Annotated in this window: 18 protein-coding genes; 5 read left to right on the top strand and 13 right to left on the bottom strand. The window is 62.8% G+C overall.

Translation table 11 applies throughout. From position 1 onward, the window contains the following. Positions 1-33: 33 nt before the first annotated feature. On the top strand, positions 34-471 hold the full coding sequence (locus tag ACSSVH_RS03005) for a TadE/TadG family type IV pilus assembly protein (RefSeq protein ID WP_169952020.1): 438 nt from the start codon (positions 34-36) through the stop codon (positions 469-471). After that, a complete protein-coding gene (locus ACSSVH_RS03000) occupies positions 468-3,212 on the top strand; it encodes a PAS domain-containing sensor histidine kinase (RefSeq protein ID WP_432754989.1) in 2,745 nt (914 codons plus the stop codon). The genes ACSSVH_RS03005 and ACSSVH_RS03000 overlap by 4 nt, the downstream gene beginning before the upstream one ends. On the opposite strand, the gene ACSSVH_RS02995 is transcribed toward ACSSVH_RS03000, so the two are convergent. The 6 genes from ACSSVH_RS02995 to pbpC all read right to left on the bottom strand — a co-directional run bounded on the left by ACSSVH_RS02995 (position 3,209) and on the right by pbpC (position 10,308). After that, the gene (locus ACSSVH_RS02995; RefSeq protein ID WP_492634061.1) at positions 3,209-5,146 is read right to left on the bottom strand and encodes a pilus assembly protein TadG-related protein; all 1,938 of its coding nucleotides are present in this window, start codon (positions 5,144-5,146) and stop codon (positions 3,209-3,211) included. The two genes, ACSSVH_RS03000 and ACSSVH_RS02995, sit on opposite strands and share 4 nt — an antisense overlap. A 394-nt stretch (positions 5,147-5,540) precedes the next feature. Continuing rightward, on the bottom strand, positions 5,541-6,098 hold the full coding sequence (locus ACSSVH_RS02990) for a DUF4136 domain-containing protein (protein ID WP_170042537.1): 558 nt from the start codon (positions 6,096-6,098) through the stop codon (positions 5,541-5,543). Positions 6,099-6,143: 45 nt separating this feature from the next. Further along, positions 6,144-6,746, bottom strand: coding sequence for a DUF4136 domain-containing protein (locus ACSSVH_RS02985; RefSeq protein WP_432754987.1), 603 nt, complete (start codon positions 6,744-6,746; stop codon positions 6,144-6,146). A 24-nt stretch (positions 6,747-6,770) separates the two neighbouring features. Further along, entirely contained in the window at positions 6,771-7,520 is a 750-nt protein-coding gene (locus tag ACSSVH_RS02980; protein ID WP_170042536.1) for a methyltransferase, read from the bottom strand. Continuing rightward, positions 7,513-7,821, bottom strand: a complete 309-nt coding sequence (locus ACSSVH_RS02975; RefSeq protein WP_133713881.1) for a MazG-like family protein — start codon at positions 7,819-7,821, stop codon at positions 7,513-7,515. The genes ACSSVH_RS02980 and ACSSVH_RS02975 overlap by 8 nt, the downstream gene beginning before the upstream one ends. A gap of 156 nt (positions 7,822-7,977) precedes the next feature. Beyond that, positions 7,978-10,308, bottom strand: a complete 2,331-nt coding sequence (gene pbpC, locus ACSSVH_RS02970) for a peptidoglycan glycosyltransferase PbpC (protein WP_170042535.1) — start codon at positions 10,306-10,308, stop codon at positions 7,978-7,980. Positions 10,309-10,407: 99 nt separating this feature from the next. Here pbpC and ACSSVH_RS02965 point away from each other — a divergent pair, with 99 nt between their 5' ends. Then, the gene (locus ACSSVH_RS02965; RefSeq protein ID WP_057437585.1) at positions 10,408-10,701 is read left to right on the top strand and encodes a hypothetical protein; all 294 of its coding nucleotides are present in this window, start codon (positions 10,408-10,410) and stop codon (positions 10,699-10,701) included. Between the two features lie 156 nt (positions 10,702-10,857). Here ACSSVH_RS02965 and ACSSVH_RS02960 read toward each other — a convergent pair whose 3' ends face one another. The 3 genes from ACSSVH_RS02960 to ACSSVH_RS02950 all read right to left on the bottom strand — a co-directional run bounded on the left by ACSSVH_RS02960 (position 10,858) and on the right by ACSSVH_RS02950 (position 17,684). Next, complete coding sequence (locus tag ACSSVH_RS02960) at positions 10,858-15,753, bottom strand: alpha-2-macroglobulin family protein (protein WP_492634060.1); 4,896 nt, start codon at positions 15,751-15,753, stop codon at positions 10,858-10,860. A 135-nt stretch (positions 15,754-15,888) separates the two neighbouring features. Further along, a complete protein-coding gene (locus tag ACSSVH_RS02955; RefSeq protein WP_492634059.1) occupies positions 15,889-16,836 on the bottom strand; it encodes a LysR substrate-binding domain-containing protein in 948 nt (315 codons plus the stop codon). Then, complete coding sequence (locus ACSSVH_RS02950; protein WP_170058637.1) at positions 16,836-17,684, bottom strand: EamA family transporter; 849 nt, start codon at positions 17,682-17,684, stop codon at positions 16,836-16,838. Before ACSSVH_RS02950 ends, ACSSVH_RS02955 begins: the two co-directional genes overlap by 1 nt. A 480-nt stretch (positions 17,685-18,164) precedes the next feature. Between ACSSVH_RS02950 and ACSSVH_RS02945 the strand changes: the two genes are divergently transcribed. Then, positions 18,165-18,464 (top strand): DUF6124 family protein, encoded by a 300-nt coding sequence (locus ACSSVH_RS02945; RefSeq protein WP_170042570.1) that lies wholly within the window; start codon positions 18,165-18,167, stop codon positions 18,462-18,464. A 161-nt stretch (positions 18,465-18,625) separates the two neighbouring features. Continuing rightward, positions 18,626-19,969: an MATE family efflux transporter gene (locus ACSSVH_RS02940; protein ID WP_432754982.1), complete on the top strand. Its 1,344-nt coding sequence runs from the start codon at positions 18,626-18,628 to the stop codon at positions 19,967-19,969. A gap of 129 nt (positions 19,970-20,098) precedes the next feature. Here the strand turns inward: ACSSVH_RS02940 and speA are convergent, their stop codons facing one another. The 4 genes from speA to ACSSVH_RS02920 form a co-directional block, all read right to left on the bottom strand. Next, positions 20,099-22,012, bottom strand: a complete 1,914-nt coding sequence (gene speA, locus ACSSVH_RS02935) for an arginine decarboxylase (protein WP_169952043.1) — start codon at positions 22,010-22,012, stop codon at positions 20,099-20,101. 196 nt (positions 22,013-22,208) lie between these two features. Continuing rightward, positions 22,209-22,580, bottom strand: coding sequence for a translation initiation factor Sui1 (locus tag ACSSVH_RS02930; RefSeq protein WP_169897394.1), 372 nt, complete (start codon positions 22,578-22,580; stop codon positions 22,209-22,211). Positions 22,581-22,799: 219 nt separating this feature from the next. After that, positions 22,800-23,336, bottom strand: coding sequence for an NUDIX hydrolase (locus ACSSVH_RS02925; protein ID WP_170042529.1), 537 nt, complete (start codon positions 23,334-23,336; stop codon positions 22,800-22,802). Positions 23,337-23,339: 3 nt separating this feature from the next. Next, on the bottom strand, positions 23,340-24,407 hold the full coding sequence (locus tag ACSSVH_RS02920) for a DUF2333 family protein (RefSeq protein ID WP_169952047.1): 1,068 nt from the start codon (positions 24,405-24,407) through the stop codon (positions 23,340-23,342). Positions 24,408-24,491 lie beyond the last annotated feature (84 nt).

Raw genomic sequence — 24,491 nt, 5'->3', positions numbered from 1 at the left:
TATCAGGTAGTAGCAGTCAGGGTAGTCGCAGTGATGAAAACCAGCCTCCCTAGAAAGCAAAAAGGCGCCGTCGCCATCGAATTTGCGGCAGTGTTCGTGATTTTTTTTGCCGTGTTCTATGCCATGGTCAGCTATAGCCTGCCGCTGTTGCTGCTGCAGTCGTTCAACCAGGCTACCGCCGAAGCCGTGCGCCGCAGCGTGGCACTGGACCCCAGCACCCCCAACTACAATGCGGCGCTGATCCTGCGGGCGACCCAGACCGTGCAAAGCCAATTGCAGTGGATCCCCGCGACGTTCCAGTTCCAGGCGGCCCATATCAATCCGACCTACACCGCAGGCGTGTTGACCGTCGAGATCAACTACCCCTCGGCCAACCTGAAGAACGTCCTGCCGTTTATCGTGCTGCCGGGCATTGGCACGGTGCCCCGCTTGCCGACCACGTTGCACGCCCAGTCGAGCCTGCAATTTTGAACTCCGGTGACAAAATCTTCGGCAGGCTGCTGGGCCGCAGCAGCGCCCAGGCCCTGGAGACGCCCGCCAGCCCACCGGCGCAAGGCTTGCACCTGCGCCTGGACCCGCAAGGTCATGTGCTGGATATCAGCCGGGCATTGCACCCACAGTTGGCCCGTCACCTTGGCGCCCCGGCTCACCCGCTGTTGCGCGACCTGCTGTGCCTGCCTGGCGCATTGAGCATCGAAGGCACGCCCGCCGACTGGCAGCGGCACAGCCTGGACCTGGATTTCCAGGGTGCCGCCGATACCATCCTGCATACCCGTGGCTGGATCGAGCCGGACGGCGATGGCTGGATCCTGCGCCTGCTGGATATCAGCGACCTGCTGAACGGCCGGCAATTGGCCCAGCAGCGCGAACAGAACCACCAATTGGCCAGCCAGATGAGCGAGCAGCTGCGCGTCTGCAGCCTGACACGCCTGCCGCAAGTGTTCAGCGAGCACCTGCGCAACCTGGCCCAGCGCTGGCATATCCCGTGCGTGGCGATGGTCCTGCTCGACCAGCAGGACCAGGACTGGCTGGTCTACAGCGGCTACAGCGCCCACGACGCGCCACAGTTGTGGGAACCGGGCCAACGCCTGGGTACCTGCCTGGACAGCCTCAACGGCAACACCGCGCTGAGCCTGAAAACCCTCCAGGGCCGCAGCGAACACCCGCGCCTGTACAGCGTGTTTGGCAGCGCCGAGGGCCTGCTGGTGCCCTATCGCGATAGCCAGGGGGTGGCCGCCTGGTTGCTGTGCGGGTTCTACAGTGGCCACCCCGACGTCAGCGAACGTGACTGGCTGAACCTCGCCGCCGCCCTCGCCGCCCCTTTGCTCAGCCGCCTGCGCGAGCAACGTCATCACCAACAACTGGAACGGGTGGAAGCCTTGCAAGGCCTGCTCGGTACCGGCTGGTGGGAATTGCTGGAAAGCGGTGAAGAAATCCTGCTGGCCCCACAGCTGATGCGCAGCCTGAGCCCGGAAGATGCACCGACCAAACAGGTACTGGCCAACTGGCTGGAACTGATCCACCCCGCCGACCGCCAGGAACTCAACAGCCGCCTGCAAGACCTGCAAACCCTGGGCAAACCCTTGTTGACCAGCGTGCGCCTGCTGCGCAGCGACGCCAAGCAGAACCCCATCTGGTACCGCGTCCAGGGCCAGGTGCTGGGTGCCGGCGAGCAGCGCCGCTGGATCGGCTTCATGCTCGACATCAGCGACATCAAGAACCAACAATTGCAGGCCGCCGCCGCCCATGCGCGCCTGGACAACCTGATCGCCAGCTCCCCGGCGGTGATCTACGTGCAGCGCTACGTCAACGGCGCGCTGCACCCGGCGTTCTTCAGCGACAGCCTGCTGCCGCTGCTGGGCTGGACCCTGGCCGAATGCACCCACGACACCTCCGTGGAATGGGTACACCCCGAAGACCGTGACCTGTACTTCGAACGCACCCGGCAGTTGCTGCGCGAAGGCAGCGTGCGCAGTCGCTACCGCGTGCGCGATCGCCAGGGCAACTACCACTGGCTGCTGGACGAAGCCAAGCTGCTGCGCGACGACCTCGGCTTGCCGGTGGAGGCCGTCGGCCTGTGGCTGGACGTCACCGAAGCGACCCTGGCGGCGCAACAGATCAAGGACAGCGAAGAGCGCTATCGCATCCTCGTCGAAGACTCACCGGCGATGATCTGCCGCTACCGCCCGGACCTGACCCTGACCTTCGGCAACACGCCCCTGGCCAACTACCTGGAATGCACGCCGGCCCAGTTGCCGGGGATCAACCTGGGCCACTGGTTATCTGAAGAACAGCGCAACGCCTTTGTAAAACGCATCGGCCAGTTGAGCCCGGAATTCCCCGTCAGTACGGCTGAAATCAGCCTGCAACTGCCGGGGCGCGAACATGCGTGGTGGGTCTGGTCGGACCGTGGCGTATTCGACGAACACGGCCAGTTGCAGGAAGTCCAGGCCGTGGGCCGCGACAACACCGAAGTGCGTCGCTCCCAGCAGCAACTGACCCAAAGCGCAAAAATGGCCACCCTCGGCGAAATGGCTACCGGCCTGGCCCATGAGATCAACCAGCCGCTGAATGTGATGCGCATGGCCATCGTCAATGTGCTCAAGCGCCTGGGCAACGGCGACGTGCAGATCGACTACCTCACGGAAAAACTCCAGCGCATCGACGCCCAGGTCCAACGCGCCGCCCGGGTGGTGGACCACATGCGCGTGTTCGGCCGCCGTTCGGAGGTCGAGCAACAACCCTTCGACCCGGCCCAGGCGGTGGAAGGCACCCAGTCACTGCTGGGAGAAGGCCTGCGCGGCAAAGGCGTGGACCTGCGCATCACGCCGATGGACTTGGGCGTACAGGTCAACGGCCATGTCGACCAACTGGAACAGGTACTGATCAACCTGGTGGTCAACGCCCGCGATGCACTGATGGCACGCCACGAAAAAAACCACGACTTCCACCCCTGGATCGCCCTGTACAGCGAACACGACAGCCGCCATGTGCGCATCTGGGTCGAAGACAACGGCGGCGGCATCGATGCGCGGTTGCTGGAGCGGATTTTCGAGCCGTTCTTTACCACCAAACCGATTGGCGTCGGCACCGGACTGGGGTTGTCGGTAAGCTACGGCATTGTGGAAAACATGGGCGGACGCCTGAGCGTCGCCAACAGTGAACAGGGGGCGCGGTTTTGTGTGGAGTTGCCGGTGGTGGGTGGGGGTTAGATCACAAGGTAGGCGCGGCCCATGTGGCAGGTGAGGTTGGCGCCGACTTCGGCATTGCCAAGGTTGATGCCCAGAGCGCTCAGTAGCGTATTGACGATAGGGTCCAGCAGCGGCGACAAAAGCCCTTGGACGAGCCCGACCAGTGTCGTGGTGATTGTTGTCAGGAGTGTCGCCACACCTGCCAGTGCACCATTTGGCACAGCCGGGGCGGGTGGCGGTGCATAGGTCACCTGAAGGCCACTCAGTGTGGCGCCCAGGCTATTGATGATGTTGATGCTGGAAATACTTTTATAGGTCGGCAGAGTATTCATTTCTGCCACCGGTGAATAAAACAGGCTTTCTGTTCTCTGCCCCACAGTTGATTGTGCCTTTAACAAAAAACCGCCGCCGACGTTGGCTTTGCGTGGGTCGCAGCCCCCCAGCAAGGTGCAGTGCTGGGTCCCGATATCGATCAGGCGGATCGGCTGGACATCGACCGGTGTCGACGAAGAAAACGCCTTGGCCGGGTCAATGTTGCCGACGGCCAGAGTGGCCATGGAACTCGTGGCCAAGGCGGTCAGCGTCTTGCTGGCGGACGTTGCACAGGTGAAGTCGGTGACATGGCTTTCGCCGCTGGCGGCTTCGATGTAGATATCCAGCTTGCTGGCAATATCTACATCCGTGCGCTCGCAAGACAACGTACATAAAAGAGCGTTTACGATAGCGGCCAGATCCAGGTTCAAAAGGCCCTTCACCACTTTGGTCACCGGGTCGGTCAAGGCTGACAGCCCCGACAGCACTGAAGAAACCGTCTTCAGTATCGGCGCATCCACCGAGATCAACGTGCGCACTTGCGCAGTCCGCACAGAAATCTGATTGGTTCCCGTGGCCAAGCCTGCCTTGGCCAGGGCCGGGTTGCCGATGGCGGAAAGCTGTGGCGGCTCCATCACTTTGGTTTTGACTGAGAAGGTGGCGATCAGTGGCACGCTTAACTGAAAATCGGCCCTCACCAGGCTATTACCATTGGAAAGCTGGACCACGCCCTGTAGCAATTGGAACAACTGCACATCCGTGTTCAAGGCTGCGGTGGGCGTGCCGGTGGCGACATCTAACAGATCGCCCAGCTTGAGCACTTTGGTGTTCGGCGCAATCGCCTCGATGGCAAGCACGTTGGTGATGGTCGCAGCTACCGCCGAGCCATTGGCTTGCAAAACCTTGACCGCCGCGTCGATCAGTTGCGTCGCCGACACGGCAGTGTTGAGCAGCGTCGTATAGTCACCCGCCGCCACATTCGCTTGAATAGCCAGTTGGTCCAAGTAACTGAGCAGGTTCACATTGGTATTGATCAAGCCCTGCCAACCCACGGCGGTCAGGGAAAGGCTACCGCCGAGCAAGCCACCGATGGTTTTGTTCAAGATGTCTGATTGAGCCGAATTGATCGTCAGCAACGAGCTGCGAATCGTCAACTGCGCCACCGGTGGCGCCAGTGCCGCCACTGCTGTCGCAGTCAACGTAGTACTTGCGTTGTACGTCCCGCTGAACAACTTCCACACCCCGTTGGCGATACCCGTGGTGACGGTGCGGCTCGCGACTACGCGGATGGCCTCATTCTTGGTGGCATCCGCCGTAAATACACGGGTGTTGAGGCCATTGGTCAACAACGTCCCACACGTCACCGCCAGGGCGCGGCTGGTGTCGTTGGCGACAACGGTGAAACCATTGCGGGTGGCATTCTGCTTGGCGTAATCGACGGCGGTGGTGCTGGCGGAGCACTGCCCGCCACGGTTGGCGGCTTCCAGGGCGGCGGTGTCGGCGATGGCTTGCAGCTTGCGTTTTTCCAGGTACAGGCGGCCGCTATCGACCACCAGCAACAGAAATACCAGAGCCAATGCCAGGGTGCCGGCGAATACCAGACCGATTGCGCCACGTTGGCCAGAACGAAGTCGGGGAGACATCGAGCACTCCTTTGCCGGCGAACTGCCGAGCGCTTACTCTCCTGTAGTCAACAGCAGTGTAGACAAGGCTTGCAAGGTACGCTGGCAAGTCGCCACTTTGGCGACTGACGGAAAGAAACACCGCTCGACGCTGGCTAGTCCGGCCGCTGCATGGCAGTGATGCCGGCACCTCGGTGTATCGAGTTGTACGGAGTCGATCCCATCGCAGCCTCGCCGGGGCTCGACAGCTCCCACAGGGGAGCCGCGACACCTGCAAATTTGTCTTGGCAACACAGATCGAATGTGGGAGCTGTCGAGCCTCGGCGAGGCTGCGATGGGATCGCCTCGGTGTACCTGTTAAACCGCAGCGCCCGCATCGCCGTGATGCAGCGGCCCTACACGGACCGAGTACGACTTAGCGAGGCGGGTAGTTGGACAGCACTTTGGTCACCGTCGCCCGGATCGCCGCATTGCGGTCCTGGGGGTTGGGCGAGCTGCTCATCATCTGTTCGTCACTGCCGCGCCATACCAACTTGCCGTCCTTGCCGTCGAGCAGGTCGATCTGGAGGGTGGCGACCTTGTAGGTGACGTTGCGGGTTTCGTTGTACATCGGCGCGCCCCAATAGCCATTCCACGGGCCGCCCCAGGCGCCACCGTAGTTGGTGGTGACTTGCTGCTGGCGATCCTCGACGATCAGGTAGGCCTGCACGTTCACATCAGCCTTGGCCCCCGGGGCCGCCGGGCGCAAGCCGCGCTGGTCGAGTTGGTCGGCCACCGCCTGGCGGATGCGCTGTTCGGTGAGGTCGCTCTTGATCCGTGGATCATCGGGGCGGTACTGCAACGCTGGGTCTTTCCAGGCCCAACTGCGGTAGGCGGCAAAGTCGCGACTGGCGTCAAAATCGTGGTTGACCTGGCTGGTCTGGCATCCGCCCAAAAGCACGGCAAAAGCGAGCAAAGCGATACGACGCAACATGGTAGTTCTCCAAAGGGCAAACCGAACCTGAGATGAGAATAGCTGTTAACTCGGAGGATACGCCGTCATGGCCTTCTGCACAGCCTGGCGCAACGCATCGCCGCGTTCACTCAGGCTGCCCTGGCTGCCCGTTTCGGCGCTGGCGCTCCATACCGGCTGGCCCGTGCGGGCGTCGAACAGGTTGACGCGCACCACCACCACTTGCACTTCATAGGTGCGCACGATCGGCACCGAGTTGTACATGCCATAGCCGTTGCCATAGCGGTTGTAGCCACCGTAGCCGTAGCCATAATCGTCCTGCACCTGGCGCAGGCGTTTTTCCAGATGCACATCGGCGCTGACCAGCAAGTCCGGCGCGCGCTGGTCATGTACCGGGCGCAGGCCGCGCTGGTCGAGGGCGCCGCTGACGGCTTCGGCGATCTGTGCAGGATCTGCCCAGGCCGAGCCCGCCGGCAATTGGCCGTTGCGCCAGGCCCAGTTGCGATAGGCGCCGTAGTCACGCACCGGCGCCGGGTAGGCGCTGGCATCAAAGGTGTTGGCCGCCTGGGCAGGCGCCGGTGGCATGGGCTTGGAGGCCGCGACATACGGATTGTTGCTGGAGCAGGCACCCAGCCCCAGGCACAGCAGGATCATTGCACAGCGCTTCATTTCGATCTCCGCAGACTGGGCCGCTTAAACCGGACGGCAGATCCAGTGCAAATAACGCCCAAGTCCGGCAAAGCTTGGGTGACGACGGTGAGCGAGCTCCATCTCCAACAAGTCCTGCAAGTCGGCGCGGGCCTGGAACTCCACCGGCATATAGTCGTGGAAGACCCGCACCCCGCTCTGGCTTTCGACCTGCCACAGGCCTTCAAGTTGCGCCGCCAGTTCACGCGGGTCCAGGGGCTGTTGCGGGGTCAGGCTCTGTTTTTCGCCAGCCATGTCATTTTTGCGCATCTTGCGAAAGTGCCCCTTGAGCAAGTTGCGGTAAATCAGCGCATCACGGTTATAGAAGGCCAGGGACAACCAGCCGCCCGGCGCCGTCAACTGGTGCAGCACCGGCAGGATCCCATGGGGTTCGGCCAGCCATTCCAGCACGGCGTGGCACAGCACCAGGTCGTAGGGCTCGGTCAGTTGACCCAGCAGGTCCTGCCACGGCGCCTGGATGAACGTTGCGCTCTGCCCCGCCTCGGCGAACCGCTGGCGGGCACCTTCGAGCATCGGTTCGGCAGGCTCGGCCAAGGTCACCTGATGCCCGCGTTCGGCCAGCCACAACGACATATGGCCCAGGCCTGCGCCGATATCCAGCACGCGCAGAGGCCGGTCCGGCAGGGCCTCGGCCAAGTCGGCCTGCAACACCGCCAGGCGAATCGCACCCTTGGCACCGCCGTAGATCTTCTCGGCAAAGCGCGTGGCCAACTGGTCGAAATGGCGATCACTCATGGGTAAACCGCCGTTCGTTGTCGGCCAGCTTGGCGCTGACCACCTGGTTCATGTCCAGGCCCAGTTCGCCGCACAACAGCAGCAGATAGAGCACGATGTCCCCCACTTCCTGCCCGGCGTGGGCAAGTTTGTCGGCGGGCAACTGGCGGGACTGGTCTTCGCTCAGCCACTGGAAGATTTCCACCAGCTCGGCCATCTCGACGCTGGCGGCCATGGCCAGGTTTTTCGGGCTGTGGAATTGTTTCCAGTCGTTGTTATCGCGGATGCGATGCATGCGTTCGGTAAGGTGTTCGAGATTCATGGGGCGCTCCTGAAGGGGTATAGCTTCGGGCTCAAAGGCGGGGATGGCAAATAAATTTGCGGCGCTTGTCAGGGCGCTATCGCAGGCAAGCCCGCTCCCATATTTGGCGGTGTTTACAAATCAACATGGGGGAGCTGGCTTGCCTGCGATGGCGACCTAATCCACCACGCTGAACTCAACCCTGGCCGTCTGCCCCGCCTCATCGAGCACACTCAGTTGATAGCGCCCCAACTGCTCCAGGCTGGCATTGATACTGTCCTGACTGGCGCTGTCCCCCAGCGGTGCACCATTGAGGAACCACCAGCGCCGCCCACTGCCGCCCAACGCCGATAGCTTCAAGCGCAACTGCTGCTGGCTACCCGCCGGTAACCGCAACTGGTCCCCCTCACGTACACCCACCACCGACAACGGCGACGCCGCCGCCAGGGCCGGGGGCGGGCAATCCGGGTCTGGCGCGGGAATGCGCGCGTCACGCCGCTCGATCCGCGGCAACCATGGCTCCAGCGGGGCGGGCCACAGGGCTATGTCCCGCGAGACCGCGCCCGGGCAACTGGCCGCAACGCGCAGGCCCTTGGCATTGACCCACACGGTCTCCATCAAGCCGACACCCAAAGGTTGGTCCAGGGCCTGCAAGGTCGGCGGCGTGGTGTTGTCCAGCGTCCAGGCAAACCGCTGGCGCCGGCAATTGGGATCGCTGCGGCTCATGGGCTGGCCCAGGGGCCAACAGATCGCCGCCACGCCGACATTCATCGGCACCGCCTTAACGGGCGCAGTAATGCCGCGCTGGCTGTCGCGGTTGGTCAACACATCGTGCACTTGCAGCATCAACGGCGCCGCCGAGGCCAGGCCGAACTGGCCGGGCACCGGGGTGCCGTCCGGGCGGCCGATCCACACACCAATCAAGTAGCGCGGCCCGACGCCAATGGCCCAGGCATCGCGAAAACCGTAGCTGGTGCCGGTCTTCCAGGCCAACACCGGGCGCTGTACCAACTCGGCCCGGGGATCACGGTCCGGCCGCGCCTGGCCACTGAGGATGCGCCGCACGATCCACGCCGCACCCGGCGACAACAACGGGCGCTCCTTGAGCACATCATCAGGCTGCAAACGGATGGCCGCGCTCTTGCCGTCGCGGGCCAACGCGCTGTAGCCGCCGACCAGGTCCTCCAGGCGGCTGCCAGCGCCGCCCAGGATCAATGCCAGGTTCGGCTCGGCCAGCGCCGGCAGCGCCAGGGGCATGCCGCCGATGCGCATTTCGCCGGCAAAGCGCTTGGGCCCGTAGGCTTCCAATAGTTGCACCGCCGGCAGGTTCAGCGAACTGGACAGCGCCGTGCTGGCCGGTACCGCGCCGGTAAAGCCCATGGAGAAGTTGCCCGGCCGGTAATCGCCGTAGCGTCGTGGCACATCCTGCAACAGCGATTCGGAGTGAATCAGCCCCGCGTCCAAAGCCATGCCATACAGGAAGGGCTTGAGGGTCGAGCCCGGCGAGCGCAGGGCGCTGATCATATCCACATGGCCAAAACGCCGCGCGTCGTTGATATCCACCGAGCCCAGGTAGGCGCGCACCGCCATGCTTTCTTCTTCGACCACCAGGATCGCGGCCGAGGTGTGCTCCGGCAGCCGCGCGCGCCAACCCAGCAGCAGGTCTTCGAGACGCCGTTGCAGGGTCGCGTCGAGAGTGGTGCGAATCAGCGGCGGGCTGTCGGGACGGTTCAAGCGGCGCGCCAGCAGCGGCGCCAGGCTGGGTTCCAGGCGCGGCGCCAGCAACAGGGGTTCTTCCAGGGCTTCGTCGACCGCAGGTTGCGGCCATACCTGAAACTCGGCCAGGCGCCGCAGCACTTTGTCCCGGGCCTCCTGGGCGCGCTGCGGGTGGCGGTCCGGGCGCAGACGGCTCGGTGCCTGGGGCAAAACCGCAAGCAGCGCCGCTTCAGCGTGGGTCAGCTGTTGCGGCGACTTGCCCAGATACGCCCAACTGGCTGCCGCCACGCCCTGCAAGGTGCCGCCAAATGGCGCGCGATTGAGGTACAGGTTGAGGATCTGGTCCTTGGACAGATGCCACTCCAACTGCGCCGTACGCCACAGCTGGCGCAACTTGCCCGGCAGGGTGCGCGAATGGGGATCAAGCAGGCGCGCCACCTGCATCGACAAGGTGCTGCCGCCAGATACCACCCGTGCACCGCTGAGGTTCTGCCAGGTCGCCCGCACCAGGGCCAGCGGGTTGACGCCGGGGTGCTGGTAGAACCAACGGTCTTCGTAGGTCAGCAGCGCATCGAGGTAATACGGCGAGACCTCATCGGTGGCCACCGGGTAACGCCACACGCCGTTGGCATCGGCAAACCGCCACAACGGCGTGCCATCTTCGGCCAGCACCACGCGGGCCAGGTCATCCTTGGGCAGCGGCAGGGGCCAGAGGCGGTCGGCCAGCCACAGCAGGGCTATTACCACCAGCAGGCTACCCAGGGTAGCGCGTGCAACTATTCGCAAATTCAAACGGGCAAACCTCTATGCTTCTAGGGAACTCGCCCAAGGGATTGGCGACCAAAGGCTCAGGTCCGGCAGATACGCCCACCCTTTCATCAGGAAACTCATATGCAGGTAGAAAGCTTTTTCGAATGGCTGGGCCAGGCGCTCGGTTCGGTCATCCGCTTTATCGTCGACGGGCTCAGTGGCCTGTTCGGCGCCCTGACCAATGCCGGTGGCAACTTTATCGATGGCCTGTCGCGCACCCTTGGCATGGACACCTCGATCATCAGCATCATCACCCTGATCATCGGCCTGATGCTGCTGTACTCGGCAGTCCGGGCATTTATGCGGGCCTCGATCATTATGGGGATTATCTGGTTGATGCTGGGGTTGTGGCTGCTCAGTTGGGTTGTGCATTAAATACAGACCCTGTGGGAGCGGGCTTGTGTGGGAGCAGCGGTGCGACTTGCTCGTGATAACGGTGTATCAGCCACCGAATGTATGGGCTGAAAGATCGCTATCGCGGGCAAGCCCGCTCCCACATAAAGCTACCGCCAGTTCCTATAGGGGTTGGGCTTAACGGCCCTTGATCACCATATCGGCCGGGGTTTCCCCCACTGCCTGCCAGTTCGGCCGGTACATCGACTCCACTTGCGGCGGCGGTACGCGATAAGTCCCAGGCGTGACCGCACGGGCCAGGTACAGCAGGTGCGTGGTGCCATAGCCGTCCAGGTTCAGCGCGGCCACGTAGCGATCATCGCGATATTCCTGATGCTTGATCGACGCATTCTGCATCGACTCGCGCCACTCCTTGACCTGGCTGCTGGCGTTTTCCAGGCTGGCGGCGCTTTGCCCCAGGTTCTGGTTCTCCAGCTCCAGGCCAGCCGGCAACAGGTCAACTACCAGTGCATCCGGCACCCGCTGTTTGTTGGCGCTGACCGCAATGTGCACCAACACCAGGTCGCCGCTGCGCAGGTTTTGCAGGTTCAGCGGCTGGCCATTCATCCCCAGGTACTCGCGGCGAATACTCAGGTTTTCGCCACCCGCTGCCGGCGCGTGCTGTGGATAACCGGAGATGCTCAGTTGCTGGTAAATCGGCTCGCTGCCCGGGTTGTGCAGGGTCAGTGGTGAGGCCAGCAACGGCCCTTCCAGCTTCAGGCCGGACTGGCTGTTGTTCAGCTCGCGGGTTTCGCCGCCGCTGCTCAACTGCGCCGTCCAGTTGGTTTCCGGTTTGCCCAGCAAGCCACGCCCGGCCAGGAACAGCGAGTTGCGCTCCTGGGTCGACAGCCACGGGCTGGCCGCCATCTGGTCCGACAGCTCGAACAGGCGCTCTTCACGCTTGCCCTTGGCCAGGTCGTTTTCTTCCAGCAGGGCCAGGATCATCGCCTGATCACGCAGCGGGCTGCCGTAATCGGCCAGCCATTCATTGGCTTTGCGCTTGACCGCCAAACCGGCCAGCAAGGCCTGGTCGGCACGCGGTTGGTCACCCATCTTCTGCAGGGCAATCGCCAACTGCACCAAAGGCAGGCCGGAGCGAGCATCGCTGCGACGTTCGAACAAGCTGCGCAATGCCCCCAGCGGCGCCTGCTGACTACGCGCCAGCACCAGCCCGGCATAGGCTTGTACGGCAAAACGCGTGTGGTCGGCGTTGTCGCTGTAGTCGACTTCAATCAGATTGCGTTCCTGCACATAGCGCAGCAGGCGTTCGCTGGCCTTTTTCAGCGCCTCGGGCGGTACGGCAAAACCCTGGTCGCGGGCGCGCAGCAGGAAGTCGGTGACGTACGCCGTCAGCCAGTATTCTTCCTCGCCATCGGCGCCCCACAAACCAAAGCTGCCGTTGTAGCGCTGCATGCCCAGCAGGCGCTCTATGCCCAGTTCGATCTTGCGCTTGCGCTCGGCATCCGGCTCGCCGGTCAACCCCAGGCGCGTCAGCACGGCGGCATCGGCATACAACGACGGGTACAGGCCGCTGGCGGTTTGCTCCAGGCAACCATACGGGTAGGCCTTGAGCGCACGAATCTGCTCGCCCAGGTTCAACGGCGGGCGGCTCGACAGGCTCAACAGCGCCTCACGCCCGGCCGGTTCAAACAGGGCCAGTTCGCTGTCCGGCAGGCTCCAGGCTTCGTCCTTGAGCACTGCGCGGTATTGCTTGAGCAGCGCCGGATAAGCCGGGCGCACGCCCAATGTCCATTCGCGGGTAAACGCCGGCAGGTTCTCGCCCGGCAGGTCCAGGCCATTGACCGTGACCTTGATCTTGCCCTGGCCAAAACCGCCCAGTGCGCGCACCGGAATCTGCAAGGTGGTGCGCTGGCCCTGGGTCAGTTGCACGCTTTGCGATGGTTCGCCCAGCAGGGTCAGTTGCCCTTCGGCGGTCAGTTGCACATCGAGCTTCTGCGCCTTGCCCGACAGGTTGGACAGGTCCAGCGCCAGGCGCGTCTGGTCGCCGCCCGCGAGGAAGCGCGGGGCCGACAGCTCGGCAATCAACGGCGCGGCAATCACGGTCTTGGCTTCGGCCATGCCGTAGCGGTCATCGCTCCAGGCCTGAGCCATCAGGCGCAGCTCGCCGTTGAAGTCGGGGATATTGACGCTGACTTCGCCTTCGCCTTTCTCGTTCAAGGTCACCGGCGCGCTTTGCAGGGCGACGATGGTGACGCTGGTGTCCGGGCGCTTGCCGCCCTTGGCCAGCGCCGCGTCACCGCCAAAGGCCAGGCTGGCCAGGCGGCCCTGGCCGGCTTCGATCAACTGCCCATAGATATCGAACTGGTCCACGCCATACGCCTTGCGGCCGAACAGGCTGGAGTACGGATCCGGGGTCGGGTATTCGGTGATATTGAGGATGCCCACGTCCACCGCCGCCACCAGCACATGCACCTGTTTCGGCACGCTGCCATCGGCATTTTTTGCCGCGACCTTGACCGTCAGTGGCTGTTTGGGGCGCATTTTTTCCGGTGCGGTCAGGGTCAAGCCCAGTTTGCGCTGGGTACGGTCCAACGGCAGGTGCAGCAAGCCCACGGCGCGTTTGGGGGTGATGTTGGCTTTGCGCTCGCCGGGACGGATCACCAGCGCACTCACATACAAATCATGGCGCGACCATTTCGGGTCGAGCTTCACCGCAAAGCTCTTGCCTTCGGCCGGCACCTCGATTTCCTGCCACCACAACGGGCCTTCGCTGGACTCGACCAACAGGTAGCCCTTGCCGGCTGCCGGCGGGGTGACGGTGACGTTGGCCGTATCGCCATCGCCATACGCCGGTTTGTCCAGCGCCAGCTTGACCTGGTCCGGGCGCACGGCGCCGCCTTCGGTGTTGTCCTGGGCCTGGTAACCGGCCCAGAAACGCTTGCTGCTGATCAGCCCGGTCTGCGGGTCCTCGACCTCGACGCGGTACGGGCCCCACTCCACCTGGAAGCTGACCTTGGCGGTGTCGCCGGCCTTGATGTTGACGGTCTGCTCATCGAGGTTGAGGAATTTCTCGTTGTAGTGATAGCTCCAGCCGTCGTTGTCCGAGTAGTTCCAGTAGTAGTCGCGGCGCTCGCGGATCAGGCGGACCTTGAGGTTGTCGACGGCAAGTTTCTGGCCGTCCTGGTTGGCCAGCAGCACTTCGAATTCCGCCGGACCATCGCCATCGGTTTCCTTGCCATCGAACAAGCCGCGCAGGCCCGGCAATTGCTCGGCCGGCCATACCGGCTGCACCAGGCGCCGGGTGATCGGGCGCCCGCCCGATTCTTGCAGGCTGGCCTGCACGATCAGTTGCAGCGGCGACTTGGCCTCGCTCCACTTGCTTTCCAGGGTCAGTTTTTCCTGGCCCTGGGCGTCGAGCACGCTTTCGTCCAGTTCAAAATCCTGGCTCAGCTCTTCTTCCGTTACCGAGCCAAACTCGTAGCCCGGCAGGGCTTTGACCGCCTCGCGCAGCGGGCGCACATACACTTGCCCGCTCAGGCGATTGCCCGCCGCCGGGGCGCCGTAGAGGTAGCGGCCATTGACCTGGATAACGGCGTTGTCCGCCGGGCTCAACGGCGTGTCGCTGCCCTTGAGTTCCAGGGCCAGGCGCTCGGGCAGGAAGTCCTCGACGAGGAATTCATACAGCTGCGGCTTGCCGTCACCCAGGTCGAACACCAGTTGCCAGCGCCCGGTCGGCGCTTCGCCGGCCAACTGCAACGGGTATTGATAGAGGCCAGAGGCATCGGCGTCCCATACGAATTTGCGGCTGACCTGTTCATCCGGGCGGCGCACTTCGACACTCACGGGCTGCGGCTTGACGGCATTGCCGTCCTTGTCGCGCAGCAGGGCGTTGAGCAGCACGGTTTCGCCAGGGCGGTACAGGTCGCGCGGGCCGAACACGAAGAATTGCAGCGGGTGCGCAGGCTGGCCGCCGATATCGAACTCGGCCAGGTCCAGCGCCGCGCTGTCGAGGCGCAACAGGCTGGTTTGCTCGCCCTGTTTGGCCAGCAATACCTGGGCCTTTTTCGGCAGCGGCAGTTCGGCGTGGCCGCCCTTCTCGGTCTTGCCCTGGCCCAGCACGCGGCCTTCGGCATCGAGGATTTCCAGCTCGACACCGTCCAGCGCCTTGCCGCCTTCCAGCGCCTGGGTAAACACATCCAGGCGGTTGGCGTAACGGTGCACCGACAGGCCGATATCACTGAGGGTGAACAGCGTGGCCGGCTGCGAATAGTTGTAGGTGCCCGAGGCGCGCATCACCGCCAGGTACACGCCCGGCTGTTGCAGTTGCTTGAGGCCGGCGATGGGTAGCAGCAGGGTTTCGCGGGTGTTGCGCGCAGGATTGAGGTCGAAGCGGCCGCCGTACACCAAGTCGGCCATGGGCAGCAGTTCGCGCGACTCATAGCTTTGCAGGCTGGTATTACGGCCCCACTGGGCGAGAAACGCCGGCAGCGATTCGGGCTTGATACGGAAGAACTCGACGTCGATCTTGTCGACATTCAGCGCGATCACCGGCAAACCTTCGGCCAGGCGGGTGGGCAACAGGGTGCCACGGCTGGCGAAGCCGACGGTGGCTTGCAGGTCGCGGGTTTCCAGGCGGCTGACGTACTCGGCGGCGAGCTTGGCGTCATTGACCCCGCGCAGGCCGGCGTCCACGGTCAGCACCAACTTGCGCTGGGGCTCCAGGTGGCGCAAGCGCAGTTCCATCAGGTTGTCGGAAAGCTCCCAGGCTCCATCGACCTTGCCGGATTTGCTGTCCACCAGGTGCAGCTTGTCGGCGAACTTCTGGTCCGGGTCCAGCGGGATCGAAAAACTCACCGACAAGGTGCTGGCGCCATCCAGTTGCACCTCAGAAACGTCCACCACGCTTAACTCTCGGCCGGCATAACGCTGCTTGAGCGTCGCCACATCCACCGCGGCCTTGGCTGGGGCCGTCACCGCTGGCGCAGAGGCCGCGGGGGCTGCGGGTTTGTCGGAAGAATCGCAGGCGCTCAGCAGGGCCAGCGCACAGGCCAGGAACAATCCTTTGTTAAGCATGGGGCACTCGTTGTCGGGGTGTCTGAGGGGTGAACTATATATCAGTGCCAGTGAAGCGGTTGTGGCAGTGATCAAATTGACCGACGGAGGGCGGTTTGGTTCTGCGTGCAGGCCAAGTCAGGCCAAACCCTACCGCTAAAGTGCTCCAGCACCCGCTATTTGCGGGTGCCGGGTCCGAACCTCCCGCAGAAACTCACCCGCGCTGGCCTTGAGCCAATCAATCAACCGGGCGATGTCCGGCTCGGACTGTCGACCATTGCGGCAAATAACGTAATACGCCGCCGGCGACATCATCACGGGGCTGTTCAAGGCAACCAACGCCCCCTCTTCCAATTGGTCGTATACCAACGCCGTCCGACCCAGAGCGATCCCACCCCCCTTGACCGCAAGGCTTATAGCCAGGCTCGAATCCGGAAACCGAGGCCCAGGGTGATACGGGGGCGCCGCCCCCCCCTGGAACGCAAACCAACTCTCCCACCCCGGACAGATCTGATCATCCGCCCGGTGAATCAACGGGTACCGGGCGATATCCGTCGGCGCAATATCGCCATGCTCGCGATAAAACGCCGGCGAGCATACGGGAAACACCGCATCGCGCATCAGCAACTCGACATGATGCTCGGGATAGTCCCCGCCCCCTATGACTACTGCGACATCAAATTGATGAGCCCCCAGGCTGGCAGGGTTCATATCTGCGCTGCTCAGCACCACGTCAAGATTGAACGAGGCGTCAGTATGCGAGCCATGCATTCTGGGAATCAGCCAGGTCGAACAGAGCGAAGAGGTGCACAAGAGGTACAACGGCTGGGCTGTGCGCGGATTAAGCGCCTGCAACGCCGCCTCCAGCCCTTTGAAAAACCCATCAGTGACCGGCAACAAGGCCTGCCCTGCCGACGTCAGCTTGACGCCGCGCGAGTGCCGCTCAAACAACTGTACGCCCCACCACGCTTCCAGGCCTGAAATTTGATGGCTGATGGCACTGGCGGTGAGGTTAAGCTCAGACGCCGCACGCGCGAAACTGCCCGTTTGCGCGGCGCTGACAAAAGCCTGGAGCATCGCAGTGGGTGGAGGGCGCTGAGCCATCAGGTGCTCACTTTGATCAGGATGATCCCGCAAACAATGACGAACGCCGAAAGCATCCGTCGCCAGCCGAACCGTTCATGAAAGAACAGCGCGGCAATAATGGCGCCGATAATAACACTGGTTTCCCGCAGCGCTGAGACCTTGGCCACCGCATCCAGCGACAGCGCGAACAACACCAGGCCGTAGGATGCCAGGTAAAAAACACCCCCCAAGGCCCCCACTCGCCAATGACTGCCAATGGCCTGGACAAGTGCCGCACGCTCCTTGAAAAACGCCAGCAGCGGGATAGGAATGCTCTGGAATACCGTCAGGTAAATAATGTATTGCAGCACCGTTTCACTGGCTCTCACGCCCTTGGCGTCCACCACTGTGTAGGACGCAATAAACACTCCAGCGCCTACCGCCATCAGGATCGGCTTGAGCATGTGCGCGGTCATCCTGCGTACAAATGTCAGGCTGATGATCCCCAGGCAAATCAACAACACCCCGGCCATCGCATGGAACGACAGTTGCTCATGCAGCAGAAAGTAGGAAAACAACGCCACCAGCACCGGCGGCACACCGCGCATCACCGGGTAAACCTGGCCAAAGTCGCCCGTCTCATAGGCCTTGATCAGAAACAGGCGATAGACCGTATTCAATATCACCGAAAGCAGTACATAACCCCAGACTTGCAGGCTTGGCACATTGACCAGCGGCAGCGCCGCCAGGCAGATCAGCAATGCGGTGCCATCGACCAGGGCCAGGGTCATGAAACGGCTGCTGCCGGCCCGGACAACAGCGTTCCAGGTGGCGTGCATGAAGGCGGAGATCAGGACCAGGGTGATCGCGATATCGGAGTTATCCATGGGGTTTTGGCTGTTCAGAGGAGAAGGCGGACATTTAACTCAGCCTCGCGTGCCGGCCGGAAGCGAAAGCTCATCAGCACAGCCATGACCCTTCATCATGCCGACATCGCCACCACAAACACTGAAGACCTCCTGTGAAAGCTGGTTTGTGGGGGCGCCGGGCTGGCATTTGGTCACGGTTTGTAAAGGGCCAGCAAGGCGTGTCGCTTTAAATTGCAGGACGTTTCCTAGACAATCCTCAGCGCCTTGTGCCTGTTGGAATCGGTGACTAGTCTGCGGTCCGTCACTGCTTATCAGTGATCGGGTTTAGTCGCCCGGATCCTATATGGCGCATGGTCTCATGAAGCTTCATGGTGGCTGTGCGTAGGGCACCTTCGGGTGCGCCGGTTTGCCATATGGCCGGTCGACTAACCTGCGTACAGCCGCCACCCTTCGTTTAGTCGCGACGGATGTCAGCTCCAAACCATATGGAGTTACACCATGCATAAGATTGTCCCCGACCCACCCTGCGACCTGCTCAACGACCGCGCCGCCTTCAGTCGCGCCCTCAGCCACTACCTACCGACCCAGGGCTTCCACTCCATCAGTGAAGAACTGAGTTTCGAAGACTCCCTGCTCTACACCGCCAGCCTGCTGAACAGCGCCTCGGCCACCGCGCTCGACTGTGGTGAACACTTGCCCGGCGCCGAACGGGCCAAGGTGCTCGCGGTGTGGCATTTGCTGGAGATCGCCAAGACCACGGTCGACCGCTCCATCGAGTGCCTGCATCCCCCGGCATAAACACGATCAAAAAGGTGGGAGCGGGCTTGCTCGCGAATTCGGTGGGTCAGTCAATAGAGATGCCAACTGACCCACCGCATTCGCGAGCAAGCCCGCTCCCACATTTGGATCTGCACCGCTGTTGAGGGCCAGTTACAATGCCGCTCCCCCAAGGAGCCCCCATGCCCACCTTACTCACCGACTGGCGCCACCGCCCCACTCACCGCCGTGTCTGGGCCCTGGCCGCGCCGATGATTCTGTCGAATATTTCGGTACCGTTGGTGGCGCTGGTGGACAGCATGGTCATCGGCCACCTGCCCCACGCCCATCAACTGGGTGCCGTGGCCGTTGGGGCCAGCCTGTATACCTTCCTGGCCTGGGCCATGGGTTTTCTGCGCATGGGCACCACCGGGTTTGCTGCCCAGGCCGCCGGGCGCAATGATGGCGCGGCGCTGCGGCAAATCCTGCTGCAAGGTTTGCTGCTGGCACTGGGGTTGGCGATGGTGCTGGGAACGGTGGGCATTCCCCTCAGCCACCTGGCGCTGGAGTGGATGCAGCCCTCGGCCGAGTTGAATCAACTGACCCGCGAATTCTTCCACACCCGCCTGTTCGGCCTCCCTGCCGCCCTGGCTACCTACGCCCTGGTGGGTTGGTTCCTCGGCACGCAGAACGCCCGGGCCCCGCTGGCGATTCTGTTGACCACTAACCTTGTAAATATCGCCCTAAACCTGTGGTTCGTTTTAGGCCTGGACTGGGGCGTGGTCGGCTCGGCGCGGGCCTCGGTGATTGCCGAATGGACCGGCGCCTTGCTCGGCCTGGCCCTCACGCAAAAAGCCTTGCGCGCCTACCCCGGGCACATCGCCTGGGCGGCGCTCAAGGTCTGGCAAAGCTGGCGCGCGCTGCTGGCGGTCAACCGCGACATCTTTATCCGCAGCCTGGCGCTGCAATCGGTGTTTTTCATGATCACGGTGCAAGGCGCCCGGCTGGGCGACGCCACCGTCGCGGCCAATGCCCTGCTGCTCAACGGGCTGTTGCTGACCGCCCATGCCCTGGACGGTCTGGCCCACGCGGTGGAAGCGTTGTGCGGCCACGCCATCGGCGCCCATGACCGCCAGGCCCTGCGCCGCTCGCTGGTCGTTGCCTGCGGCTGGTCACTGATCGCCAGCCTCGGGTTTGTGCTGTTGTTTACCTTCGCCGGCCACTTGTTTATCGCCATGCAGACCGATATCCCCAGCGTGCGCGAAACCGCCGATATCTACCTGCCGTACCTTGCGGTACTGCCGTTGATTGCGGTGTGGAGTTATCTGTTGGACGGTTTGTTTATCGGCGCGACCCGCGCGCGGGAGATGCGCAATGGCATGCTGCTGACGGTGCTGATTATGCTGCCGCTTGCCTGGGCGTTGCAGGGGCTGGGTAACCACGGGCTGTGGATAACGTTCCTGCTGTTTATGGCAGTGCGCAGTTTGACGTTGTGGGCGATTGCCTGGCGGCTGAATCGGCAGGGGCTGTGGCTGGCCGCACACTAATGTGGGAGCGGGCTTGCCCGCGATGACGGCAGATCAGTCAGCACCTGTATTGACTGATCCACTGCTTTCGCGAGCAAGCCCGCTCCCACACAAGCCCGCTCCCACAGCTTGGCGCTGTGCCTGCCGGTCTTAGGAAGACAGGTAGGACGAACGGGTCAGGCCCAGGCGTAGCGCATCCAGGAACTGGGTGCGTTCTGCCGCCGTGATCTTCGCGCTGGCGCACTTGTCACGGTAGTGGGTCATCAACTCCTCCGGCGACAAGTGCACGTAGCGCAGCATGTCTTCGATGGTGTCGTGGGTCTCGATCCCGGCGCTGTACACCGAGCCGTCCTCGCGCTGGTAGATGTTCACCGAATCGGTGTCACCGAACAGGTTGTGCATGTCCCCGAGGATTTCCTGGTAGGCGCCCACCAGGAAGATCCCCAGCAGGTAGTCCTCGCCTTCGTTCAAACCGTGCACCGGCAGGCTGGTCTCGATGCTTTGCTCGTCGACGTATTGCTTGATCTTGCCGTCGGAGTCACAGGTCAGGTCCTGCAGTACCGCGCGGCGCAGCGGCTCTTCGTCGAGGCGGTGCAGCGGCAGGATCGGCAAGACCTGGCCGATGGCCCAGGTGTCCGGCAGGCTCTGGAATACCGAGAAGTTGCAGATGTACTTGTCGGCCAGCTTGTCGTTGAGTTCGTCCAACACCTGGCGGTGCGAGCGCTGGCGGGCCTTGAGCGAGTTGTGCAGGCGGCGGCACACGGCGAAGTAGCACTGTTCGGCCAGGGCTTTTTCCGCGAGGGTCAGCTTGCCGTCGGCGTACTGGGCGGCCACGTCACTCATGTAGTGGGTGGCGCGCCAGTAGGTTTCGGTGACCATTTCAATGTCGGTCGGGCCCAGCAGGTCAACCAGCCATTGCACGGTTTCCGGCAGGCTCTCCTTGTTCTCGATCACCGGTACGTCGTCGTTGTGTTTCTCGACGTCGGTCACCTGCACCACCAGCATGGCGTGGTGGGCGGTCAGGGAGCGGCCGCTCTCGGAGAAGATGTTGGGGTGCGGCAGGTTCTGCGCGTCGCAGAATTCCTTGAGCATGCCCACCACCACGCCGGCGTAGTCGTCCATGTCGTAGTTGATCGAGCTGGCGTTGCGCGAGTGGGTACCGTCGTAGTCCACGCCCAGGCCGCCGCCGACGTCGATGTGGTCCACCGGCAGGCCGAGGTTGCGCAGTTCGCCATAATAGCGGATGGCTTCCTTGAACCCGTGCTGGTAGTCCGCCAGGTTGGCGATCTGCGAGCCCATGTGAAAGTGCAGCAGGCGGATGCCCTGGTCCAGGCCCGCGGCGCGGAAGCGCTCGACCACCGACAGCAACTGCGCCGCCGACAGGCCGAACTTGGACTTCTCGCCACCGGTGTCGGCCCATTTGCTCGACGCCAGGGACGACAGGCGCACCCGCAGGCCGACCTGTGGCTTGACCTTGAGGTTGGCGGCTTCTTCGATCACCAGGCCCACTTCGGACTCTTTCTCGATCACGATAAACACGTTGTGGCCCAGCTTCTGGCCCATCAGCGCGAGGCGGATGAACTCACGGTCCTTGTAACCGTTGCAGACGATGGTGCCGCCTTTCGGTGCCAGGGCCAGTACGGCCAGAAGCTCAGGCTTGGAGCCGGCTTCCAGGCCGATGGACACGTCCTGGGTGGCGATGATGTTCTCGATCACCGCTTCCTGCTGGTTGACCTTGATCGGGTAGAGCGCGGTGTATTTGCTCTGGTATTCCAGGCGCTCGATATTCGCGTCGAAGGCGCCGGTCAGCTGGCGCACGCGGTCTTGCAGGATATCCGGGAAGCGCACCAGCAAAGGCAGGGACAGGCCGCTTTTGCGCAGCTCGTCCACTTGCTCGTACAAATCGATGGGCGAGCTGTTCGGGCCGTTCGGACGGACTTCAACGCGACCGGCATCATTGATCGCGAAATACCCGGCCCCCCAATGGCGAATCCCGTAAACACTGCGGCTGTCCGCAACTGTCCATTGGCTGCCATCGTCTTTGCGTGTGCGTCGTACGGACATCGAAGTCCCCTATATAAAGTCGAAGAGCGCCACCCAAGTCAGAGGCTGGCGCAGTCTAAAGAGTGAAAATGACGATTTGCCTGTGAGAGGGGTAGACCCCACTTGCAGGACAGAGTTTAGACACCGGTCAGGAACAGGCTCTGTGAAACCATGGAGACGACGAGCGCGCTCGTCGGTGCGGGTTTCACAGAGGCTGCTAGCCGCCGGATTTCTTCGCCTTGTAGCCGAGCTTGATCAACTCGGCCAACAGCAACTCGACGTGATCGCCCTGGATTTCGATGATCCCGTCTTTCAGGGCGCCACCGGTGCCACAGCGCTTTTTCAGCAGCGTGGCCAACTCCTTGAGTGGCTCGGCTGCCAGGGGCACGCCGGTGATGGTGGTCACCGTCTTGCCGCCACGGCCCTTGCTCTCGCGGCGTACGCGGGCAATTCCGTCACCTTCGGGAATCAGGGTCTGTTTACAGGTACAGGCGTCCACGGGCTGGCGACAGTCCGGGCAATGCCGACCTGCGTCGGTGGAAAACACCAGGCCACCAAGGGCGGCGAAGGATGCGGCTTTTTTGGCCACCGGCAATCCTCTTGGGAGGATGAAGACTGATCAGTGCCCGTCAACCGGCCACCAACCGCGAAGCCCCACTCAGGCAGGGGCAGCGCTACCGAACCGCTCAGGCCTACCCGCTCCTACAGGGACCGGGGAAACGTTGGAGCGGTTCGGCTTGAAAAGTCGCGCAGTGTAACGGCAAAAAGCCTACTTGCTAAGAGCCAAATGGCGCCAATTTATGCAACTTTAGCGACGCGCAGCCAGATAGCGTTTTAAGGCGGCCAACGAGTCGGGGCAATAGGACTTTTGCTCGATATCGGCCAGCACCGCCTCGATGCTCATAAAGCGCGCTTCCAGCACCTCTTCGGGCTGCAATTGCAGCGGCCCGTCCCAGACTGCCGAGAACGCCGAGCACCAGAGCCGGTTGCCCGTGTCCTCGAAAAAGAAGTGGTCGTGGGCCGTCAGCTTTACACCGCTGACGCCCAACTCTTCCTCCAGCTCGCGGGCGGCCGACTGCTCATAGGTCTCGCCCGCCGCAACCATGCCCCCCGCCGCCACGTCCCAGTAACCGGGATAGATGGCTTTGCTCAGGGTGCGTCGATGCACGCACAGCTCACCTTTTGAGTTGAACAGCATGATGTAGGTGCCGCGCCCGATCAGCCCGCGCTCGCGCAGGTCGGCACGCACCAGGGCGCCAAGCAGGTTGTCCTGCTCGTCGACCCAGGCGATGTGCTCGGCATCCGAGGCCGCGCGGTGCGCGACCTCCTTGGCGCTATCGACCATGACTCAACCCTGGTTCAGCAGTTGACGCAGGTCGATCACTGCCGCGTTGGCGCGGGAGATGTAGTTGGCCATCACCAGCGAGTGGTTGGCCAATACGCCGTAGCCGCTGCCATTGAGGATCATCGGGCTCCACAGGGTTTCCTGGGAGGCTTCCAGCTCACGAATGATCTGGCGCACGCTGACGGTGGCGTTTTTCTTGGCCAGGACGTCGGCAAAGTCGACTTCGATGGCACGCAACAGATGGGACAGGGCCCACGCCTGGCCACGGGCTTCGTAGAACACGTTGTCGATTTGCATCCATGGGGTTTCCACCACTTCTTCATCGACCTGCGGCACTTCGCCCGGCGCCAGCGCTTCGGTTTTCAGCGCGGTGTTGAGCTTGACCCGGCCGACACTGGCCGACAGGCGCTGCGACAACGAGCCCAAGCGGGTGGCGACATCGCCCAGCCAGTTGTTCAGGTTGTCGGCGCGCGCATAAAACAGGGCGCCTTTTTGATTGGGGTCGGACAGGCGTGCCTGGTAGCGGCTCAGGGAGTTGATGCCTTCCTGGTATTCCGATTCGCTGGAAGGCAGCACCCAGCTTTTGTTGTCGAAGTTGAAACGCGGCTCGGCCTTGGCCAGGTCGGCGTCTTCGGCCGATTGCGATTGCGAGCGGGCGAAGTCCTTGCGCAGGGCACGGGTCAGGTCACGCACCTGCACCAGCACGCCATATTCCCAGCTGGGCATGTTGTCCATCCACAACCCAGGCGGGAAGCGGTCGTTGGAAATGTAGCCGCCAGGCTTGTTGAGCAGGGTGCCCACTACGGTCTTGACGGTTTCGACGGTGGTAAAGCCGATGACCATTTGCTTGCCGTCTTTTTCGGCGGCAATTTGCGCGTTTTGCTGGACCGGGAACAAGGCCGGCTCCTGGCTCCAATACCAACCCAGGCCACCGGTGACCAACAGGTAAATCACCACCAGGGTCAGCAGTGCCCGGCTCATCAACAGGTTACGAAAATAGCTGCGGGAGGCCGACTTGGGCGCAGGGCTTGGGCCTGGGGCGCTGCCTGCACGGTTTTTCCAGTCCAGCATGGCGGATATCCTTTCAGTCACTTGAGTTCAATAGCTACGACCACAACCCTACCCCATCGTGCCCGTCTGTGCGGGGCTTTTAAT

It is taken from the genome of Pseudomonas sp. HC1(2025), from assembly GCF_058742075.1.
This window is presented reverse-complemented; position numbering and strand designations above follow the sequence as displayed.